At 72.5% G+C, this 15,221-nt stretch carries 16 protein-coding genes; 2 read left to right on the forward strand and 14 right to left on the reverse strand.

The window, feature by feature from the left end:
* Positions 1-28: 28 nt before the first annotated feature.
* The 4 genes from IE118_RS13865 to IE118_RS13880 all read right to left on the reverse strand — a co-directional run bounded on the left by IE118_RS13865 (position 29) and on the right by IE118_RS13880 (position 4,561).
* A complete protein-coding gene (locus tag IE118_RS13865; protein ID WP_189558190.1) occupies positions 29-904 on the reverse strand; it encodes an LLM class flavin-dependent oxidoreductase in 876 nt (291 codons plus the stop codon).
* 32 nt (positions 905-936) lie between these two features.
* On the reverse strand, positions 937-1,437 hold the full coding sequence (locus tag IE118_RS13870) for a hypothetical protein (RefSeq protein ID WP_189558191.1): 501 nt from the start codon (positions 1,435-1,437) through the stop codon (positions 937-939).
* Entirely contained in the window at positions 1,434-2,165 is a 732-nt protein-coding gene (locus IE118_RS13875; RefSeq protein WP_189558192.1) for a serine/threonine-protein kinase, read from the reverse strand. The genes IE118_RS13870 and IE118_RS13875 overlap by 4 nt, the downstream gene beginning before the upstream one ends.
* Positions 2,166-2,260: 95 nt before the next feature.
* Complete coding sequence (locus tag IE118_RS13880; RefSeq protein WP_189558193.1) at positions 2,261-4,561, reverse strand: Tox-REase-5 domain-containing protein; 2,301 nt, start codon at positions 4,559-4,561, stop codon at positions 2,261-2,263.
* Positions 4,562-4,809: 248 nt separating this feature from the next.
* Here IE118_RS13880 and IE118_RS13885 point away from each other — a divergent pair, with 248 nt between their 5' ends.
* Together IE118_RS13885 and IE118_RS13890 are read left to right on the forward strand one after the other, a co-directional pair.
* A complete protein-coding gene (locus IE118_RS13885) occupies positions 4,810-6,339 on the forward strand; it encodes a discoidin domain-containing protein (RefSeq protein WP_189558194.1) in 1,530 nt (509 codons plus the stop codon).
* 97 nt (positions 6,340-6,436) lie between these two features.
* Positions 6,437-6,817, forward strand: coding sequence for a DUF192 domain-containing protein (locus IE118_RS13890; RefSeq protein WP_189558195.1), 381 nt, complete (start codon positions 6,437-6,439; stop codon positions 6,815-6,817).
* A 57-nt stretch (positions 6,818-6,874) separates the two neighbouring features.
* Here IE118_RS13890 and IE118_RS13895 read toward each other — a convergent pair whose 3' ends face one another.
* The 10 genes from IE118_RS13895 to IE118_RS13940 all read right to left on the reverse strand — a co-directional run bounded on the left by IE118_RS13895 (position 6,875) and on the right by IE118_RS13940 (position 15,221).
* On the reverse strand, positions 6,875-7,489 hold the full coding sequence (locus tag IE118_RS13895) for an OmpA family protein (RefSeq protein WP_189558196.1): 615 nt from the start codon (positions 7,487-7,489) through the stop codon (positions 6,875-6,877).
* Positions 7,490-7,497: 8 nt separating this feature from the next.
* Positions 7,498-8,079 carry a hypothetical protein gene (locus IE118_RS13900; RefSeq protein ID WP_189558197.1) on the reverse strand — a complete coding sequence of 194 codons (582 nt, stop codon included), beginning with the start codon at positions 8,077-8,079 and terminating at the stop codon, positions 7,498-7,500.
* Positions 8,080-8,113: 34 nt separating this feature from the next.
* Complete coding sequence (locus IE118_RS13905; RefSeq protein ID WP_189558631.1) at positions 8,114-8,701, reverse strand: pilus assembly protein TadG-related protein; 588 nt, start codon at positions 8,699-8,701, stop codon at positions 8,114-8,116.
* The gene (locus IE118_RS13910; RefSeq protein WP_189558198.1) at positions 8,701-8,895 is read right to left on the reverse strand and encodes a Flp family type IVb pilin; all 195 of its coding nucleotides are present in this window, start codon (positions 8,893-8,895) and stop codon (positions 8,701-8,703) included. The genes IE118_RS13905 and IE118_RS13910 overlap by 1 nt, the downstream gene beginning before the upstream one ends.
* A 150-nt stretch (positions 8,896-9,045) precedes the next feature.
* A complete protein-coding gene (locus tag IE118_RS13915; RefSeq protein WP_189558199.1) occupies positions 9,046-9,927 on the reverse strand; it encodes a response regulator transcription factor in 882 nt (293 codons plus the stop codon).
* The gene (locus tag IE118_RS13920) at positions 9,924-11,474 is read right to left on the reverse strand and encodes a sensor histidine kinase (RefSeq protein WP_189558200.1); all 1,551 of its coding nucleotides are present in this window, start codon (positions 11,472-11,474) and stop codon (positions 9,924-9,926) included. The genes IE118_RS13915 and IE118_RS13920 overlap by 4 nt, the downstream gene beginning before the upstream one ends.
* 19 nt (positions 11,475-11,493) lie before the next feature.
* Positions 11,494-12,381: a DUF5936 domain-containing protein gene (locus IE118_RS13925; protein WP_189558201.1), complete on the reverse strand. Its 888-nt coding sequence runs from the start codon at positions 12,379-12,381 to the stop codon at positions 11,494-11,496.
* A 21-nt stretch (positions 12,382-12,402) separates the two neighbouring features.
* On the reverse strand, positions 12,403-13,347 hold the full coding sequence (locus tag IE118_RS13930) for a type II secretion system F family protein (RefSeq protein ID WP_189558202.1): 945 nt from the start codon (positions 13,345-13,347) through the stop codon (positions 12,403-12,405).
* 11 nt (positions 13,348-13,358) lie between these two features.
* Entirely contained in the window at positions 13,359-14,696 is a 1,338-nt protein-coding gene (locus IE118_RS13935) for a TadA family conjugal transfer-associated ATPase (RefSeq protein ID WP_189558203.1), read from the reverse strand.
* A 144-nt stretch (positions 14,697-14,840) separates the two neighbouring features.
* The gene (locus IE118_RS13940) at positions 14,841-15,221 is read right to left on the reverse strand and encodes a TadE/TadG family type IV pilus assembly protein (protein ID WP_189558204.1); all 381 of its coding nucleotides are present in this window, start codon (positions 15,219-15,221) and stop codon (positions 14,841-14,843) included.

A 15,221-nucleotide genomic window follows, 5' to 3' on the forward strand; every position in this document is an offset into this window, starting at 1 on the left:
GCCTCGTGACCGGGGGCTTCGGGCGCCCCTAGGGCACCAGGGGACGGACCTCCCCCGCGACGAACCGGACGAAGCCCTCGGGGTCGGGCTCGTCGGCGGTCGGCTGGAGGATCACCGAGTCGGCGCCGGCCTCGGCCAGCCGCCGGACCGCCGCGGCAACGGCCGCCGCGTCCCCGGCCACCCCGAGGTCCGCTCCGGCGGCGGCGCCCTCGGCCGTCAGCTCGGCCCGCAGCCGTTCACAGGCGCCGCTTCCGGTGGCGGCGAGCAGGTAGACGACCACCTTGTGGGAGGTGCCGGCGCGCCCTGCGGCGGTCCGCCCCTCCTCGATCAGCCGGCGGGCCCGGCGCACGCCCTCGGGCGGGGTCTCGGCGGTGAGGACGGTCCCGTCGGCGGCCTCTCCGGTGAGCCGCACGGTGCGGGGCCCCGTGGCGCCGGCCAGCACCTCGACCGGCCCGTCCGGCGGCCAGTCCAGGGCGACGTCGCGGAGCCGGACGTACCGCCCCTCGGTCGTCACCCGCTCCCCGCCCAACAGGGCGCGCAGCGCGATCAGATACTCCCGCAGCAGGGTCACCGGCGACTCGGCCCGCGCCCCGACCTGTCCCATCCAGTCCTGCACCCCGTGCCCGACCCCGAGGATCGGACGTCCGGGGAACATCCGGTGCAGGCTCGCGGCCTCCATGGCGGTGACGGCCACGTTCCGCAGCGGCACGGGGAGCAGCCCGATCCCGACCCGTACGCGCTCGGTCCAGGCGAGCGCGGCGGCACCAGTGGAGATGCCGCCCTCCAGGAAGCAGTCCTCCCACAGCCAGAGCTCCTCGAGTCCGCTGTCGTCCGCGGCCCGTGCGACGGAGCGGAGCCGCTCGGGGGCGAGCTGGGGACGGAAGACCGCGCCGAGTGTCGTCATGGGCCCTTCCTACCCGTCCCCGCCGCCGGTCGTCACTCGATTTCGAGGGGGCGGTCGGTGACCAGTGCGGTGAGGAGGAAGGGGGCGTCGCCGTCGGAGTGGCTGAGGGAGACGGCGGCCCAGCGGGAGGCCGGGCCCGCCGGCGGCGCCCAGAGGGCCAGGTCGCCGTCGCAGTCCTTGGCGAGGAGGGTACGGAAGGGCTCCCCGGCCGGAGGTGCGGACTCCGGCCCGGTCAGGGGCAGCGTCCGGTGCGGCCCCCAGCGGGTGTCGAGTTCCGCGACCAGCGCGGCCAGGTTGGCCTCCGCCGCCGTCTCCGCGTCGGTCCAGTCACGGTCGTACACCCCGGTGAGGGAGTCGCTCTCCCAGAGCGGGAACAGCACGAACCCCTCACCCCGGGTCGAGGCCCATTCCCCGGTGACCGGCTCGCCCTCGTCGGCCGTGGGGCCGGGGCCGGGGAGGGGGGCGGCGAGGGCGGACTCGATGGCGGACACCGCGCGCCGGGTGTCGTAGGGCTCGCCGGCGCGGACCGTCACAGGGCGGGCCGGTTCATCGGGCGGGGCAGCGGCTCCAGCGCGCCGCTCCTGCGGAGCGTCTCGTAGGCCTCGACGACGGCCGCGGTGTCCCCGGGCCGGGCGAGGGTCAGGAGCAGCCCGCCGGTGGGCAGTTCGGCGCGTTCGGCGCGCAGGTCGGCGGGGACGCGGGCGGCGCGGCCCGCGGACAGGTAGCCGATCCAGCCGACCGACGGGGTGCCGACCTTGAAGCCGGCCTCCTGCTTCAGGGCCGCGGTGACGGTCCGGTCGCCGACGTCCCCGTGGTCCGGGTCCCAGACCTCCGCCACGGCGGTGAGGAGCGCGGCGTCGGGCGGGGCCGCCCCGTCGGGTGAGGTGATCGTGGCGACCAGCGACTGCGGGAGACTGTCCGGCGTGCCGCCCGCGAGAGCGGCGATCTCGACCTTCCAGCCGGGGGCGGGGGCGTCGGCGAGCAGCCGCAGCGAGGTGCCGTTCGCCGCCGCCCAGGGGTCGGCCTCCCTGGCCGCGCGCAGCGCGTCGAGCAGCGGGGCCGCTTCGGGCCGCAGCGTCACCGCGGGCCCGGACGCCGGCGCCGTGCGCCACTGCCCCGCCGCCTGTGCGCCCGCCGCCCGTCCGGCCGCCGCTTCCGGGAGCAGCGCGGCGAAACGCTCCAGCGTCGTGCTCCACCGTGCGGCGAGTTCCTCCGCCGACTCCTGCCGGGGCCCCCAGAAGCCCCGCACCACGCGTCGCATGTCCCGTCCCTCTTCTCTCGCCTCTCACCCACGTCCGCTGCCGCGACCACCTTAGGACGCGGCGCGGGCCGCCGCCCGGCGCATCTGGCGTCCCGTCAGTCGAACGCTTCCGGCTTCCTCCCGCCCGCGATGTCGGCGGGCCGGGTGTGGACGACCTCGATGTCCAGACCGGCGTTCTCGAAGGCCTCCCGGGCCGCGTCGGCGACCTCCTCGTTGGAGAAGTGCCATTCGATGTCCTTGCCGTTCGCCGCGCTCACCTGCCGGCGCGCCTCGGTCAGCAGCCGTTCGCTGCCGGACGGGGTGAGTTCCGTGCGGTCGGAGGTCAGGAAGCTGTCGTAGCCGTTCTTGGCCTCCAGGAAGGTCTCCCGGGAGGAGTCCCAGCCGTCGAACTCGACGTCCGGCACGTCGGGGTCCGGGTGCGGGACGACGTACTCGTACCCGCGCTGGGTGCCGGTGACCTGTTCCTGGTAGCGCAGCCACGACTCGTTGGGCCAGGTGGGGGCGGGGTTGCGGTCGCGGCTCGCCCAGAACCCGTCGCCGCCGTCCGCGTCGCCGTAGGTGCGGCTGCTCAGGTCGCCGGCCCAGTCCGGCGGGTCGTAGTTGCGGGGGTCTCTCGTGTCGCCGTGCACGGGGTCGGGGTACTGCTTCTTCCTCGTCTGCGCCTCCTGGGCGCGGGCCGGTTCCTCGGCGCGCTTGCGGTCCAGGTAGGCCTGGCGTTCCGCGGCGCGGGCCGCCTCGGCCTGCTGCTTGGCCTCCTCGTCGCAGGTGCCCTCCGTCCGGAACACGTACGGGCGGTGCGCGAGAGGACCCGCGGCGAGCACGGTGGTGCCGGTGCCGGGTCCGCCGTTCGGGGCGGGGTGCGGGCCGTCGCCGTACGGGGTGCCGGGGGCGGCGGGCGCGGCGATGGTGCAGCCGGTGCGGCGGGCCGCGTCCTCCGCTTCGTCGGCCGCTTCGTCGGCGCGCCGGGCGGCGTCCTCCAGCGCGTCGAGGTCGCCCGCCTCGGCCGCTCGCCGGGCGTCCTGGGCGGCCTCGGTGGCGTCGTCGACGACCTTGCTGAGCCGGCCGAGCGAACCGATCTTCTCGGCGATCTTGGCTTCGCCGTAGCCGGGGATGAAGAGGGAGCCGACGTTCCAGATGACGGTGGTGACGGCGCGGGTCTCGTTGCCGTTGTCCCACTGCTCGACGACGTCGTCGCCGATGAAGGAGTCGAAGAGCACGGTTCCGCCGGTGCCGAGGGAGGCTCCGCCCCAGTCCCAGATCGCGCCGAAGTAGTCGCCGTCGTCCCACTTCTGGCGGGCGTCCGCGGTGTTGTCCATCCACTCGTCGCCCAGGGAACTGCCGTAGTCCATCAGGCCGTTCCAGGTGTCGACGGGGTTGGTCACCACGTCCCAGATGCCGGTGAGGTCACCCCAGATGCCGTCGACGAACAGGCCCGTGCCGACCTGCCCCAGCTGGTCGCCCGCGCAGCCGAAGAAGGCGCCGACACCGGAGAAGCAGCCCTCGTCGCCCTCGTCACCGCCCTTGTCGCCGCCGGCGGTCGGGTCCTCGTACGGCGTCTCGTCGATCTCGTCCGCGGCGGCCACCGGGTCCACTTCGGAGGGGTCGCCGGGCGGGGCGGCGGGGGTGCCGCCGGGGTTGCCGGTGGTGCCGCCTGTGCCGCCGGTGCCGTCTGTGTCACCGCCGGTGGTGCCACCCGTGCCGTCGGTGGTGCCGCCGTCGCCGTCGTCTGCGGTGACCTGGCCGTCATCGCCGTCCCCGGTCCCGGACGCGGGACAGGCGGCCCCGGTGACCTTGCACACCTGTGCCTGGACCTCCGTGAGGATCTGCCCGCCCAGTCCGGTGACGACGAGGGCGGCGATGATCGCCGCGACGACGGCGATCAGGCCGGCGTACTCCACCGCCGTCTGGCCGTCGTCCCGGCGCCAGCGGATCATCCGGGGCAGGGAGAAGGGGCGGCGCTCGCGCCGGTCGGGATCGGCGAGGCGGTACCAGTCGCGGCTGTCCTGACGGGTCAGCAGGAACAGGACGAGCAGGGGGAGGAGCAGCTGGATCAGCCCGCGGGCCGATCCGTCGGCGATGTTGGACACCGAGCCGAGGACCAGCCAGGCCTGGACGACGACCAGACCGGCCCAGACCGCGACCCCGCCCCGCCACGTGCGCCGGGCCAGCCACCAGCCGAGCACACCGGGAGCGGCCGCGTAGGCCACCTGGGCGAGCAGCGCGCCGTCCACGGCGTCGAGAGACGCGGCGGTGAGCAGCAGGCCGGCACCGCCGAGCACGGTGAACGCGAACAGCGCGTGCACGAGCAGCAGGGCTCGCGACAGGGGCCGGGGCATCTCCCGCCGCCCGCTCCCGTGCGCCGGTACGGCCGCCGCCCCTCCCCCGATCCAGGCCATGCCCGCCCCCTCCGCAACCGCCGCTATTCGAACCGTGTTTGATTCACGGTTCGGCCCGAGGGTAGGGAGGGACGGGTGTCGGGGCATGGGCCCGTGGGCCCAAAGCAGCACCCAAGTACGGCCGCGCACCGGCCGGTTCGCCGATGCCGCCCTGTTGTCAGTGAGGCGCACTAGGGTCCGTGATCACGATCGACGCGTGCCGGACGGCGCGGCCGTCACCGACCCCCCTCAGGACGTGGAGCGACCTCATGGGTTTTGACGTCACCTACGCGGACTTCTCCGCCTCCCCGGCCCGGCTGGCCAACGCCGTGGTCGAGCGGAAGCGGGCCCGGGCCGCCGGTTCCCACCTCGCGCTGGACGCCGGCGGCAGCGTGCGGCTGGACTTCGAGGTGGAGGACCCGGACGACGTACCCCAGGCGACGCTCACCGTCACCGCGCTCGTGTCCAGGCTCGGGGGGTCACTGGGGTACGCCCCCATGGACGTGCTGCTGCAGGGCGAGCCGCTGGCCGCGGACCTCACCGTGCCCGGCGGCGGGGACCTCCCGCAGGACAACGTCTTCGCCGTGCCCGGGCACCTGCTGAAGCCGGGCACCAACACCCTGGAGATACGTGTCTCGGACAAGGCCCGCAGCATGCTGTGGCTCTACCGGGTCACCCTCGACCCGGTCCGTGAGCGTGGCCGCTCGGAGCGGGCACGGACGGCGGAGGCCGCCCGCGACGCGGTCTTCTCCTACCGCACGGAACGCCGCCCGGCCCACTCCGCCACCGCGTCCTGGCAGGCGGCACCCCGGCTGCTGTTCCACCTCGACCGGGGCGAGCACTCCCTGCCCGGACAGCTCGGCTGGCGCACGGCGGACGGCGCCGAGTCCGCCATCAGCTTCCAGTCCAACATGTCCGACTTCCACGGCTGTCACCGTGCGGCGGACGGGACGGCGTACGAGTACCGGGGCCGTCTCCTGGACCGCCGGCCGTACTCGGAGGACACCCGGAACCTCTCCGCGTCCCCCCTGCACCGCTTCCGCACGGAGGAGGGGTGGGGCGGGGGCTGGCACGCCTCCCACGAGCTGCGGATACTGGTCGACGACGGCGCGGCGGCCCCCCTGGAACGGGTGACCTGGCGCGATCAGCGGGGCAACTCCGGCGTGGCCGTGCTGCACGCGGCCGTCACCGAGGTCGCGGTGACCGGCGTAGAGGCGAGCGACGAGTTCAGGGCGAACCAGGAGGTCGCCGCCCACCTCCTCGACGACCGCCGCACCAAGTGGCTGGCCGGCGACACCACCGCCCGGCTGGACTTCACCCTCGCCCGGCCCGCCGCCGTCGCCTCCTACTCCCTGACGTCCGCCAACGACTTCCCCGACCGCGACCCCCGCGACTGGACCCTGTACGGGTCCGACGACGGCCGGGCCTGGACGCCGCTGGACTCGCGCGCCGGTGAGAGCTTCGGCGGGCGTTTCGAGACCAGGGACTTCTTCCTCCGCGCCACCGCACCCGCCTACCGCCACCTCCGTCTCGACATCTCCCGCAACGGCGGTGCGGACGAGATCCAGCTGGCCCGGGTCGCCTTCGCCGGGGCACCCGCCGGGCAGGCGTTCACCGGCTACTACCAGCGCCACGGCGAAGGCCCCATCGGCTACCGCGGCACGCCCGTCCAGACCCCCTCCTCCTCCGCTCCGTCCGTCTCGCCCCGCATCGCCTCGGAACTGGAGACCGCCGTGGCGAGCCTGGCCGAGACGGCGCAGTCCCTCGCCGCCCTGGCGGCACACCTCCGCAAGCACTGACGCCGCAGGGCCGCCGGAGATACGTTCGGGGGACCGGTCTCGTGCGGGCCGGTCTCGTGCGGGCCGGGTGTGGCCCGGTGTGAGGGGGCGGTCGCTGATGGGGCGCTGGCGGGACGGGCGCGGGGAGTTGACGGTACGGGGGGAGCGGGACGACGGGACGCCGGTCGTGCGCGTCCCGCTGGAGATCGCCACCTCCTACCGGGCCCGCACAAAAGGCCTGCTGGGGCGGGACTCCCTCGACGGGGCGCTGCTCCTCTCCCCCGCGGGCAGCGTGCACACCTTCCGCATGCGGATGCCCATCGACGTCGCCTACCTCGACCGGCGGCTCCGGGTCGTCGCCGTACGCACCATGCCTCCGGGCCGGCTGGGGCTGCCCCGGCTCCGGGCCCGGCACGTGATCGAGGCGGAGGCGGGGGCGATGGAGGGGTGGGGGCTGCGGGTCGGGGCGCACGTGTCGATCGAGCCGGACAGCCCGTGAGTGCGGCCATGCGCGTGGTCGCCGCATGACCGCACGGAACCGCCCGGCGCCGGGTGATCAGCCCTCCGAGCGCGGGAAGGAGATCTCCACCCGCCGGTTCTTCTTGCGGCCGGCCTCCGTGGAGTTGTCGGCGATCGGGTACTGCTCGCCGTAGCCACGGACCTCGTACGTGACGTTCGAGTCGCTCAGCTCCTTCACGAGGACGCCGTGCACGGCGTCGGCGCGCCGGCGGGACAGGACATCGCCGTGGGCGGACGAGCCCAGGTTGTCCGTGAAGCCGAACACGCGGATCTTCGTCGCGTTCTGCGTCTTGATCTCGTCCGCGATGGCGGCGATGCGGGACTTCGCCTCCCCGCCGAGCTTGGCGCTGTCCTTGCCGAACAGCACCTCCGCCTGGAGGGCGAACTTGACGTCGGAGTTGGTGTCCTCGCGGCGTTCGTCACCGCTCTGGTCCTCGACGACCTGCTTGATGTCCAGCACCTTCGGCTCGGCGAGAGTGGCGCCGTCCGGGAGCTTGAGGTCGGGGTCGTTGGGGTCGAGCTCGACGGGGGCCGAGGGGGTGGCCTCGGTGCCGGGAGGCACGCTGGGGCCGTCGTCGGCGTGGGCCACGCCCGGGCTCACGGCCAGGAGCGCGGCGACGGTCGCGATGAGAAGCAGGCGGTTGTGAGTCATCCTCTGCCTCAACCAGAGATCTGGATGGTGCCGCTGGCGAAGGTCGGCAGCTGGAAGGTGACTTCGGAGGCGTCCGCGGGCGGCGCGGGGAACTGCATGAACACGGACAGGCTTTCCCCTGCCTTAATCGTCGAGAACCCCGTAGTGGTCAACGGACGGCCGTCGGTGTCCCGCAGTACGTAGTACCGCTTCTTACCCTTGGAATCGACCAGTGTGGCGCCGCCCAGCGACCGACCGTTCCGGACGATCTCCGTTTCATTTCCGCTTAGAGCAGCCGGGACGACAGTGTTCTTGGCTCCGTCGTTCTTCAGGGTGGCGTTGACCGTGACGAACCCCCCGGCGTCGCGTTGAGCAGAGACAATCTGCAGAAGAAGTCCGTCCGAACCTCTCAATTCGGCTAGCGGTTCGTCCGCTTGGCCCTCCTGTGCGCTGGGATCGGAACCACGGTCCTTGGTTGCTGACGCCGAAGTATCCGGCTTCTTGTTGTCATCTCCATCACCACCGCAGCCAGCCACTCCGAGGGCCAGTCCGGCCGCCACAGTCAACGCGACCACCCCCCTGCGGGCCTTCGTCGTGAACCGCATGCTCATGCCTTCCGCTTCCTTCGTCACTCGTCGTTCGCTGTCAGTCGGCCAGGTGGACGTCGAATAGGTCTTTGGGTTTCGGGAGCAGTTCCGCAGGTGCCTTCGGGTCCAGCTCCCACTTCTTGCCTTCACAAGTGAGCAGGCCCAGGACACCAGCTGTTGGTAGCTCGATATCGCAGCGGGGCTCGATCACAGCAGTGGCCTCTGCACGCGACCGCTTGTTTTCCGTGCCCGGCACGATGGATTCACCGACCGTGCCGTTAGTCACGGCTTCGACTGTGAACGACAAGGGGCCACTGGGCGTGCAGGATGCGGTCGCGTCGTTCTGTGCGGCGAGTTGATAGGCGCGCCAGCAGGACGGACTGATCCCGGGCACATAGCCGGCGAAAATCTCGGCCCAAACGGTGGGGTCGTTGATGCTCTTCGTCAGCGCATCAGCGAGCTTCTCCCGCCTGTCCTGGGCCGCTGCGAGAGCCGCAGCGTCAGCGGCGGTCTGCGCGTCGTTCCGGTTCGCCGCGGCCTGGCCGACCGCGAAGTACGCGAACGCGAGGAAGAGCAGGCCCCCCACCACCGTGATGTAGATGGGGAATGCCTGCCCTGCGTCGCCGTGCTTACGGAACAGCGTGATCAGCCGGTGACTTCGGCGATCTGCTCCGTGATCGCGTCGTAGATCGACTGACCGATGTCCGTCCCCGTGATCGCCAGTACGATGGCCACGACCACCGCGATGATGCCCAGGTACTCCACCGCGGTCTGGCCCTTGTCGTTGCGGGCTGCGCGGGACTGGAGGTAACTGACGGTGGTGTTGATCCAGTTGCTCATGGTGGTCCCCTCCGGCTGACGCGGTGGCGGCCTCTCCTGCGGGGCCGCTTTCGACATGAGCAACGTACGGCCGGACGCCCCGTCCGGCAGAGGGTCCCAGGGCCCATTCCCGGGCCCAATCGCGGACCCACCGCTTCTTCGCCCTCGCCGTCACCGGAGTCCCCCCACTCCTCGGCCCGCACCCGGGCCCGGTGCCGTGCCGAGCCACTTCGCCGCGGCCTCGGAACGGCTCGTGCTGTGGAGCTTCGCGAAGATGCGGTTGATGTGATTCTTGACCGTCTTCTCGCTGATGAAGCACGTGGCGGCGATCTGCTGGTTGTTCATGCCGGATGCGATGAGGTCCATGATCTCTGCCTCCCTCGTGCTCAGTTGGAATCCGGACCTGTCGGGGGCGGCCGGACGGCCACCTGTCCACCCAGACGACGACTGTGCCACATCCGGTTGCAGTCGCGAAAGGTTTTCCACAGAAGTAGGCGGGTTCGGGATGTGCGGCAGGCCGATTCCGCCACGCTCAGGCGACGTTGTACGAGTCATCCCCAGACCGTCCGGCAGCGGTTGAGCCGGGCCCACCCCTTGGCGAAGTTGCGACAGCAATGCCCCGGCTGCCGTCGGAGTGAAGTGCGGCCGGCCCTCCTTGATGTCGCGCACCGCCGACACCAGCTGGTCCGCCGTGAACTCGCCGTGCACCAGGTAGCCGCCCGCTCCCCTGCGCAGGGCCTCCTGGACGATCTCCGATTCCCTGCTGTACGTGAGCATCACGACCGGGGCGATGCCCACCAGGTACGGGAGGGCGGAGATGCCGTCCACGCCAGGCATGCGGACGTCCAGGAGCACCACGTCGGGGCGGTGGGTACGGGCCGCCTCGCAGGCCTCGCGGCCGTCCGCCGCCTCCGCGACGACCGTGATGTCCTCGCGGCCCGTGAGGAGGGCGGTCAGGCCGGCCCGGACCACGGGGTTGTCGTCCGCCACCACCACGCGCAGCGAGGCGGGCGGGGGGACGTTCTCGAAGGGGTTCGGCGGTGGGGTCGTCATGGCGTGGCCTCCGTCGGAGTTGTCGGCGTCACCGCCGCGAGCGGGAGTTCCAGGCGGACCTCCGTGCCCCGGGCGAGGGTGCCCCGGCCTATGCGGATGCGGGCTCCGACCGAGGCGGCCCGCTCGACCATGCCCACCAGGCCGAAGTGGCCCGCCCTGCGCAGGCTTTCGAGGTTCGTGCCGGGCGGGAGGCCGGAGCCGTCGTCGTAGACGCTGATGCGCAGGAGGTCTCCGTGGACGCCCGCGCGGACGTCGACCCGGGTCGGTCCGGCGTGCCGGTGGGCGTTCTCCAGGGCCTCCTGGGCGATGGTGAGCAGCTGGCGGGCCACCGCCGGGGGGACCGGGGGGACGGTGTCTTCGCCGGTCGGCGCGTACGCCGCCGGCAGACCGGTGCGTTTGCTGAAGTCCCGCGTGCGCGCGGCGAGTTCGACGAGGACGTCGGTGCCCTGGTCGGGGTCCGACTCCCGCCGGAGGTCGGCGAGGAGTTCGCGGGATTCGGCGGCGGCCCTGCGGGCCGAGCGGGCCACCAGTTCGGCCTGCTGCTTCACCAGGTCCGGGGTCATGCGGGGGGCGCCGGCCGTGGTGGCGAGGCCGTCCGCCGCCAGGGCCACGCCGTGCAGGGTCTTGGCGACCGAGTCGTGCATCTCCCGGGCGAGGCGGGCCCGTTCGGCGCTGACCGCCTCCGTCACCGCCAGGCGGGCCTGGATCGTGGTGAGGGCCTGGGTCGCCCGGCCCAGGCGGAGCATCAGCTTGCGGAGGCTGGAGCCGACGGCTCCCGCGACCACACAGAGGCCGGGGAGCAGCAGCGTCTGGGCCAGGTCGGTGTGCGGGTCCTCCAGCGTCGCGTAGACCAGCAGCAGGATCAGGCCCTGGAGGGAGGCGAAGACGGCGGCGCCGCGCCAGCCGTAGACCAGGCCCGCGAGGAGCGGGGTGCAGACGCTGACGTAGGCGAGGGTGGTGTCCGGGCCGGCGGAGACCAGGAGCAGGGCCCCGAAGAGGGTGTCGACGGCCAGCAGGACGGGGTGGCGCAGGAGGAGGGGGCCGAAGCGTTCCCAGTCGCGGAAGAGGAGGTAGGACGCCATGAAGGTGACGACCACGGCGGTCGCGACGAGGCGGGTGCCCCAGCCGGGGCCGGCGTTGAGCAGGGCCGCGGGCGCGGCCACGGCGATCATCGCCAGGCGGAAGCCGAACACCTGGCGGCACAGGGCCTGGAGGGCGTTGGCCTGGATCTGCGCGTCGGGGGCGGGGTGCGGGGGGTGCGTCCGGCTCCCGGCCGGACGGGCGTCGGCGCCGGTGTCCCCCGCGGGCGTCCCCGGTACGGGCTCAACGGCGTCGACATCGGCGTCGATGTCGACGTCGGCGGGTGCGGGTGCCCGGCCCGCCGGTTCCCAGCCCGGTGGCAGGACCGGTGTCACCGACGTCACCGGGATGTCGGGGGCGCCCGTGCGCGCGTAGGGCGGCAGGACCGTGCCCGCCGGTGGTGTGGTGATCTCCGACGGCTCGGCCGGGCGGCGGAGCAGCCGCGTGCGTTCTCTCGTCGTCGTCATCGTGAGCCCTGCCTCCGCCCTACTCGCCCGTGATGGAGCCGAAGTCGGTGCCGGAGCCGAGGATCAGGCCGGCGCCGAGGAGGATCATCGTGGCCGGGACCATGAAGGTGGTGATCATCATGGTGGCCTTGGGGACCGCGCGGGCCGCCTTCCTGCGGGCGTTCTGCGCGTCCGTGCGGCGCATGTCCTTGGCCAGCGACACCAGCGTGTCGACGATCGGCGCGCCCAGTTCCTCCCCCTGCTGCAAGGCGGTCACGAACATCGCCACCTGCTCGGAGTCGTTGCGGCGGCGCAGTTCGGCGAACGCCTGCCTGCGGCTCATGCCCAGGTCCATCTGACGCAGGGTGATGCGCAGTTCGTCCGCCCAGGGGCCCTCGTACTTCGACGACACCCGGTCCAGGGCCTGCCGGAAGCCCAGGCCCGCGCTGACCACGACCGCCAGGACGTCCAGGAAGTCCGGCAGGGTCCGCTCGATGACGTCCTTGCGGATCCGGATCGCCGACCAGATGCCGACCTCCGTCCAGAACGCGCCGAACGCGAGCAGCAGCAGCGCCACCAGGAGCTGCCCGCGCATGAGGAAGACCAGGAAGCCGATGCCGCCCAGCGCGCCGTACACCGCGCGACGGGCGGCGTAGCGGTCGATGGTGAGGCCGCCGGGGTTGCCCGCCAGGTCGATCCTCCGGCGGTACCTGGCGACCCGCGCCGGGCCCATGACGCGCAGCACGGCGGGGGCGTAGCGCATGCCCATGCGGTCGACGAGGGAGTCGACGGCGCCGGTGCGGGTGGAGCCGACCTCCAGGGCGAGCATCAGGTCGCCGGGGAGTTTCGCCTCGGCCCGGTACATGCGGATGCCGGCGAAGACGCCCCACACCCCGAGGCCCATCAGCAGGGCGAGCAGCAGTCCCATGTCAGTCAGCCTCCTCTCCGGTCAGACGTCGATGCGGGACAGTCGGCGGATGAGGATGAAGCCGACGGCGTACAGCCCGAAGGCGACGATCACCGCGGCCTGCCCGGCCGGGGAGCCGGTCATGCGCTCCAGGGCGCCGTCCTTCACCCCGTTCATCAGGAACAGCGAGCCGACACCGAGGACGGGGACGGCGTACGACGTCATGCTCACCTGGGAGAGCTGGGTGCGGACCTCGCGCCGGGTCTCCTTGCGTTCCTCCAGGGTCTCGGTGAGGTTCCGCAGCGCGCTCACCACCTGGCCGCCCGCCCGGTTGGACAGCACCAGGGTGGTCACCAGCACGACCAGTTCGCGGGAGGGGAGGCGGTCGGCGAGTTCACCGAGGGCGTCGTCCATGGACGCGCCGACCGCGAGCTGGTTGGCGACCTTCGCCAGTTCCTCGCCCGCCGGGGCCTCCAGTTCCTCCGCGGCCATGCCGATGGCCGTGCGCAGGGCCAGGCCCGCCTGGGTCGCGTTGGCCAGGATGCGGGCCAGTTCGGGGAGTTGGTTGATGAACTTCTCGATGCGTTTCTGCCGTTGCCAGTTCAGGAACTGCAGGGCCACCCAGATGCCGAGCAGTCCGGCGATCGGACCGAAGAACGGGGCGAGGGTGGCCTGGCCGATCAGCCAGAGGCCGGCGACGGTGGCGAGCATGGCGGCGAAGAACTCGCCGGGGGTGATGTTTAGGCCGGTGGCCAGCAGGCGCAGCTCCAGCTTCCTGCCCAGCTTGGTGCGGCGCAGCCGGCGGTCCAGGGTGGGGAAGTGGCGTCGCCGGCCGACGACCGGGATCTGGCCGGTGGCCGAGAGGCGGTCCACCAGCGCCTGGCGCTGCGCCCTGCCGGAGGCGTAGGAATGCACACCGACGACCGCGAGCACACAGGTGAGCAGGGCGATGCCGGCGGTCAGCCTGATCAGGTTCTGCAGATCCATGGGGACGGTTCCTACCTGGCTTCTCGGGTGGCGAGCTGGTCGGCGGAGTGGGCGATGCCGAACGCCTGCGGGACGGGCTGGCTCGCCATGTAGAGGCGGTCGGCGGTGCGGCGGGGCAGGGGGTAGTGCTCGAAGGCGCCGTAGACGCGGCCGTCGGCGGCCATCGGCTGGGCGTGGAAGCGGGCGACCGTGGCCAGCCGGTACGGCTCCGAGCCGTGGCTCTCCAGCAGGGCGATCTCGGTGATGCGGCGGGCACCGTCGGCGAAGCGGGTGAGCTGGACGATCACGTCGAGGGCGCTGTTGATCTGGTCGTGCAGCGCCACGAAGGGGATCTCCACGTCGGACATGGAGGCCAGGGTCTGCAGGCGCATCAGCGCGTCCTCGGCGCTGTTGGCGTGGACGGTGGCGAGGGAGCCGTCGTGGCCGGTGGACATGGCCTGGAGCATGTCGAGCGACTCGCCGCCGCGGACCTCACCGACGACGATGCGGTCGGGGCGCATGCGCAGGGAGTTGCGGACGAGGTCGCGGATGGTGACCTTGCCCTTGCCCTCGACGTTCGGCGGGCGGGACTCCAGGCGGATGACGTGGGGCTGCTGGAGCTGGAGCTCGGCGGAGTCCTCGATGGTGATGATGCGTTCGCCCTCGGGGATCAGACCGGAGAGGGCGTTGAGCAGGGTGGTCTTCCCGGTGCCGGTGGCGCCCGACACGATGACGTTGAAGCGGGCCTGCACCAGTCCCGCGAGCAGGTACAGCATCTCCTCGTCGAGCGAGCCGAGGCCGATGAGTTCCTGGAGGGTGAAGGAGCGCGGGAAGCGGCGGATGGTGAGCGTGGCGCCGGTCAGGGACAGCGGCGGGATGATGACGTTGACGCGCTCACCCGAGGGGAGGCGGGCGTCGACCATGGGGTTGGCCTCGTCGACGCGGCGGTTCACCGTGGAGACGATGCGTTCGATCGTCTGCATGAGCTGGTCGTTGGAGGCGAAGCGCAGGGGCAGCTGCTCCACCCGGCCGCCGCGCTCGACGAAGATGGCGTCGGGGCCGTTCACCATGATCTCGGTGATCGACGCGTCCTCCAGCAGCGGTTCCAGGATGCCGAGGCCCAGTGCCTCGTCGACGACGCGGCGGATCAGCTGGGAGCGTTCGACGGTCGACAGGACCGGGCCCTCGCGGCTGATGATGTGGCCCAGGACGCGCTCCAGCCGGGCCCGCCGCTCGGCCGCGGCCAGCGAGCTCATCTCGGCGAGGTCGATCTCCTCCAGGAGCTTGGCGCGGTAGGAGGCGACCAGGTGGCCGTCCTCGCCCCGTCCGGCGCCCTCCTCGGGGGAGTTGATGCGTGCCCGCAGGCTCATGGGTCGCGTGCTCCTCGTTCTTGTGGCTCGTCCTGTGCCGCTCGTCCTGGTCGGTCGTCGTCCTGGTCGGTCGTCGTTCCGGTCGGCTGTCGCTCCGGTCGGTCGTCGTTCCGGTCGGTCCCCGCGGTCCTCGCGGCCCCTCGGTCAGTGGTCCATCGGCATCGTGGCGGTCTTGCGGGCCGGGCCGAAGTCCCAGCCCGGGACGATCGACGGGATGTCGACCGTGGCGACGACGGTGACCTCCTCGCCGCCCCCCACCGGCACACACGTGGTGCCGTCGGCCAGCCAGGAGCTGACCGCGGCCGTGCAGGCCCCGTCGGCGCCCCGGTCCAGCGACGCGCTGCGGGCGCCCGCCCGCGCCGCGGTGCCCGCCTGCTGGGCGGTGTAGGCGATCAGGCCGAGCTGGACGACGGCCATGCCGACGATCAGCAGGACGGGGAGGAACCCCAGGTACTCCAGTGCCGCCTGGCCGCGGTCACGGTCACGGTCGCGGTTCTGCCGGCGGTAATCCCGTGGGTACGGCAT

The organism is Streptomyces pilosus, from assembly GCF_014649835.1.
GTDB lineage: Bacteria > Actinomycetota > Actinomycetes > Streptomycetales > Streptomycetaceae > Streptomyces > Streptomyces pilosus.

Excerpts from the sequence above, each read along its gene's own strand:
- IE118_RS13865 (WP_189558190.1), bottom strand. The coding sequence starts at position 904 with ATGACGACACTCGGCGCGGTCTTCCGTCCCCAGCTCGCCCCCGAGCGG.
- IE118_RS13875 (WP_189558192.1), bottom strand. The coding sequence starts at position 2,165 with ATGCGACGCGTGGTGCGGGGCTTCTGGGGGCCCCGGCAGGAGTCGGCG.
- IE118_RS13880 (WP_189558193.1), bottom strand. The coding sequence starts at position 4,561 with ATGGCCTGGATCGGGGGAGGGGCGGCGGCCGTACCGGCGCACGGGAGC.
- IE118_RS13885 (WP_189558194.1), top strand. The coding sequence starts at position 4,810 with ATGGGTTTTGACGTCACCTACGCGGACTTCTCCGCCTCCCCGGCCCGG.
- IE118_RS13890 (WP_189558195.1), top strand. The coding sequence starts at position 6,437 with ATGGGGCGCTGGCGGGACGGGCGCGGGGAGTTGACGGTACGGGGGGAG.
- IE118_RS13895 (WP_189558196.1), bottom strand. The coding sequence starts at position 7,489 with ATGACTCACAACCGCCTGCTTCTCATCGCGACCGTCGCCGCGCTCCTG.
- IE118_RS13900 (WP_189558197.1), bottom strand. The coding sequence starts at position 8,079 with ATGAGCATGCGGTTCACGACGAAGGCCCGCAGGGGGGTGGTCGCGTTG.
- IE118_RS13910 (WP_189558198.1), bottom strand. The coding sequence starts at position 8,895 with ATGAGCAACTGGATCAACACCACCGTCAGTTACCTCCAGTCCCGCGCA.
- IE118_RS13915 (WP_189558199.1), bottom strand. The coding sequence starts at position 9,927 with ATGACGACCCCACCGCCGAACCCCTTCGAGAACGTCCCCCCGCCCGCC.
- IE118_RS13920 (WP_189558200.1), bottom strand. The coding sequence starts at position 11,474 with ATGACGACGACGAGAGAACGCACGCGGCTGCTCCGCCGCCCGGCCGAG.
- IE118_RS13925 (WP_189558201.1), bottom strand. The coding sequence starts at position 12,381 with ATGGGACTGCTGCTCGCCCTGCTGATGGGCCTCGGGGTGTGGGGCGTC.
- IE118_RS13930 (WP_189558202.1), bottom strand. The coding sequence starts at position 13,347 with ATGGATCTGCAGAACCTGATCAGGCTGACCGCCGGCATCGCCCTGCTC.
- IE118_RS13935 (WP_189558203.1), bottom strand. The coding sequence starts at position 14,696 with ATGAGCCTGCGGGCACGCATCAACTCCCCCGAGGAGGGCGCCGGACGG.
- IE118_RS13940 (WP_189558204.1), bottom strand. The coding sequence starts at position 15,221 with ATGCCGTACCCACGGGATTACCGCCGGCAGAACCGCGACCGTGACCGT.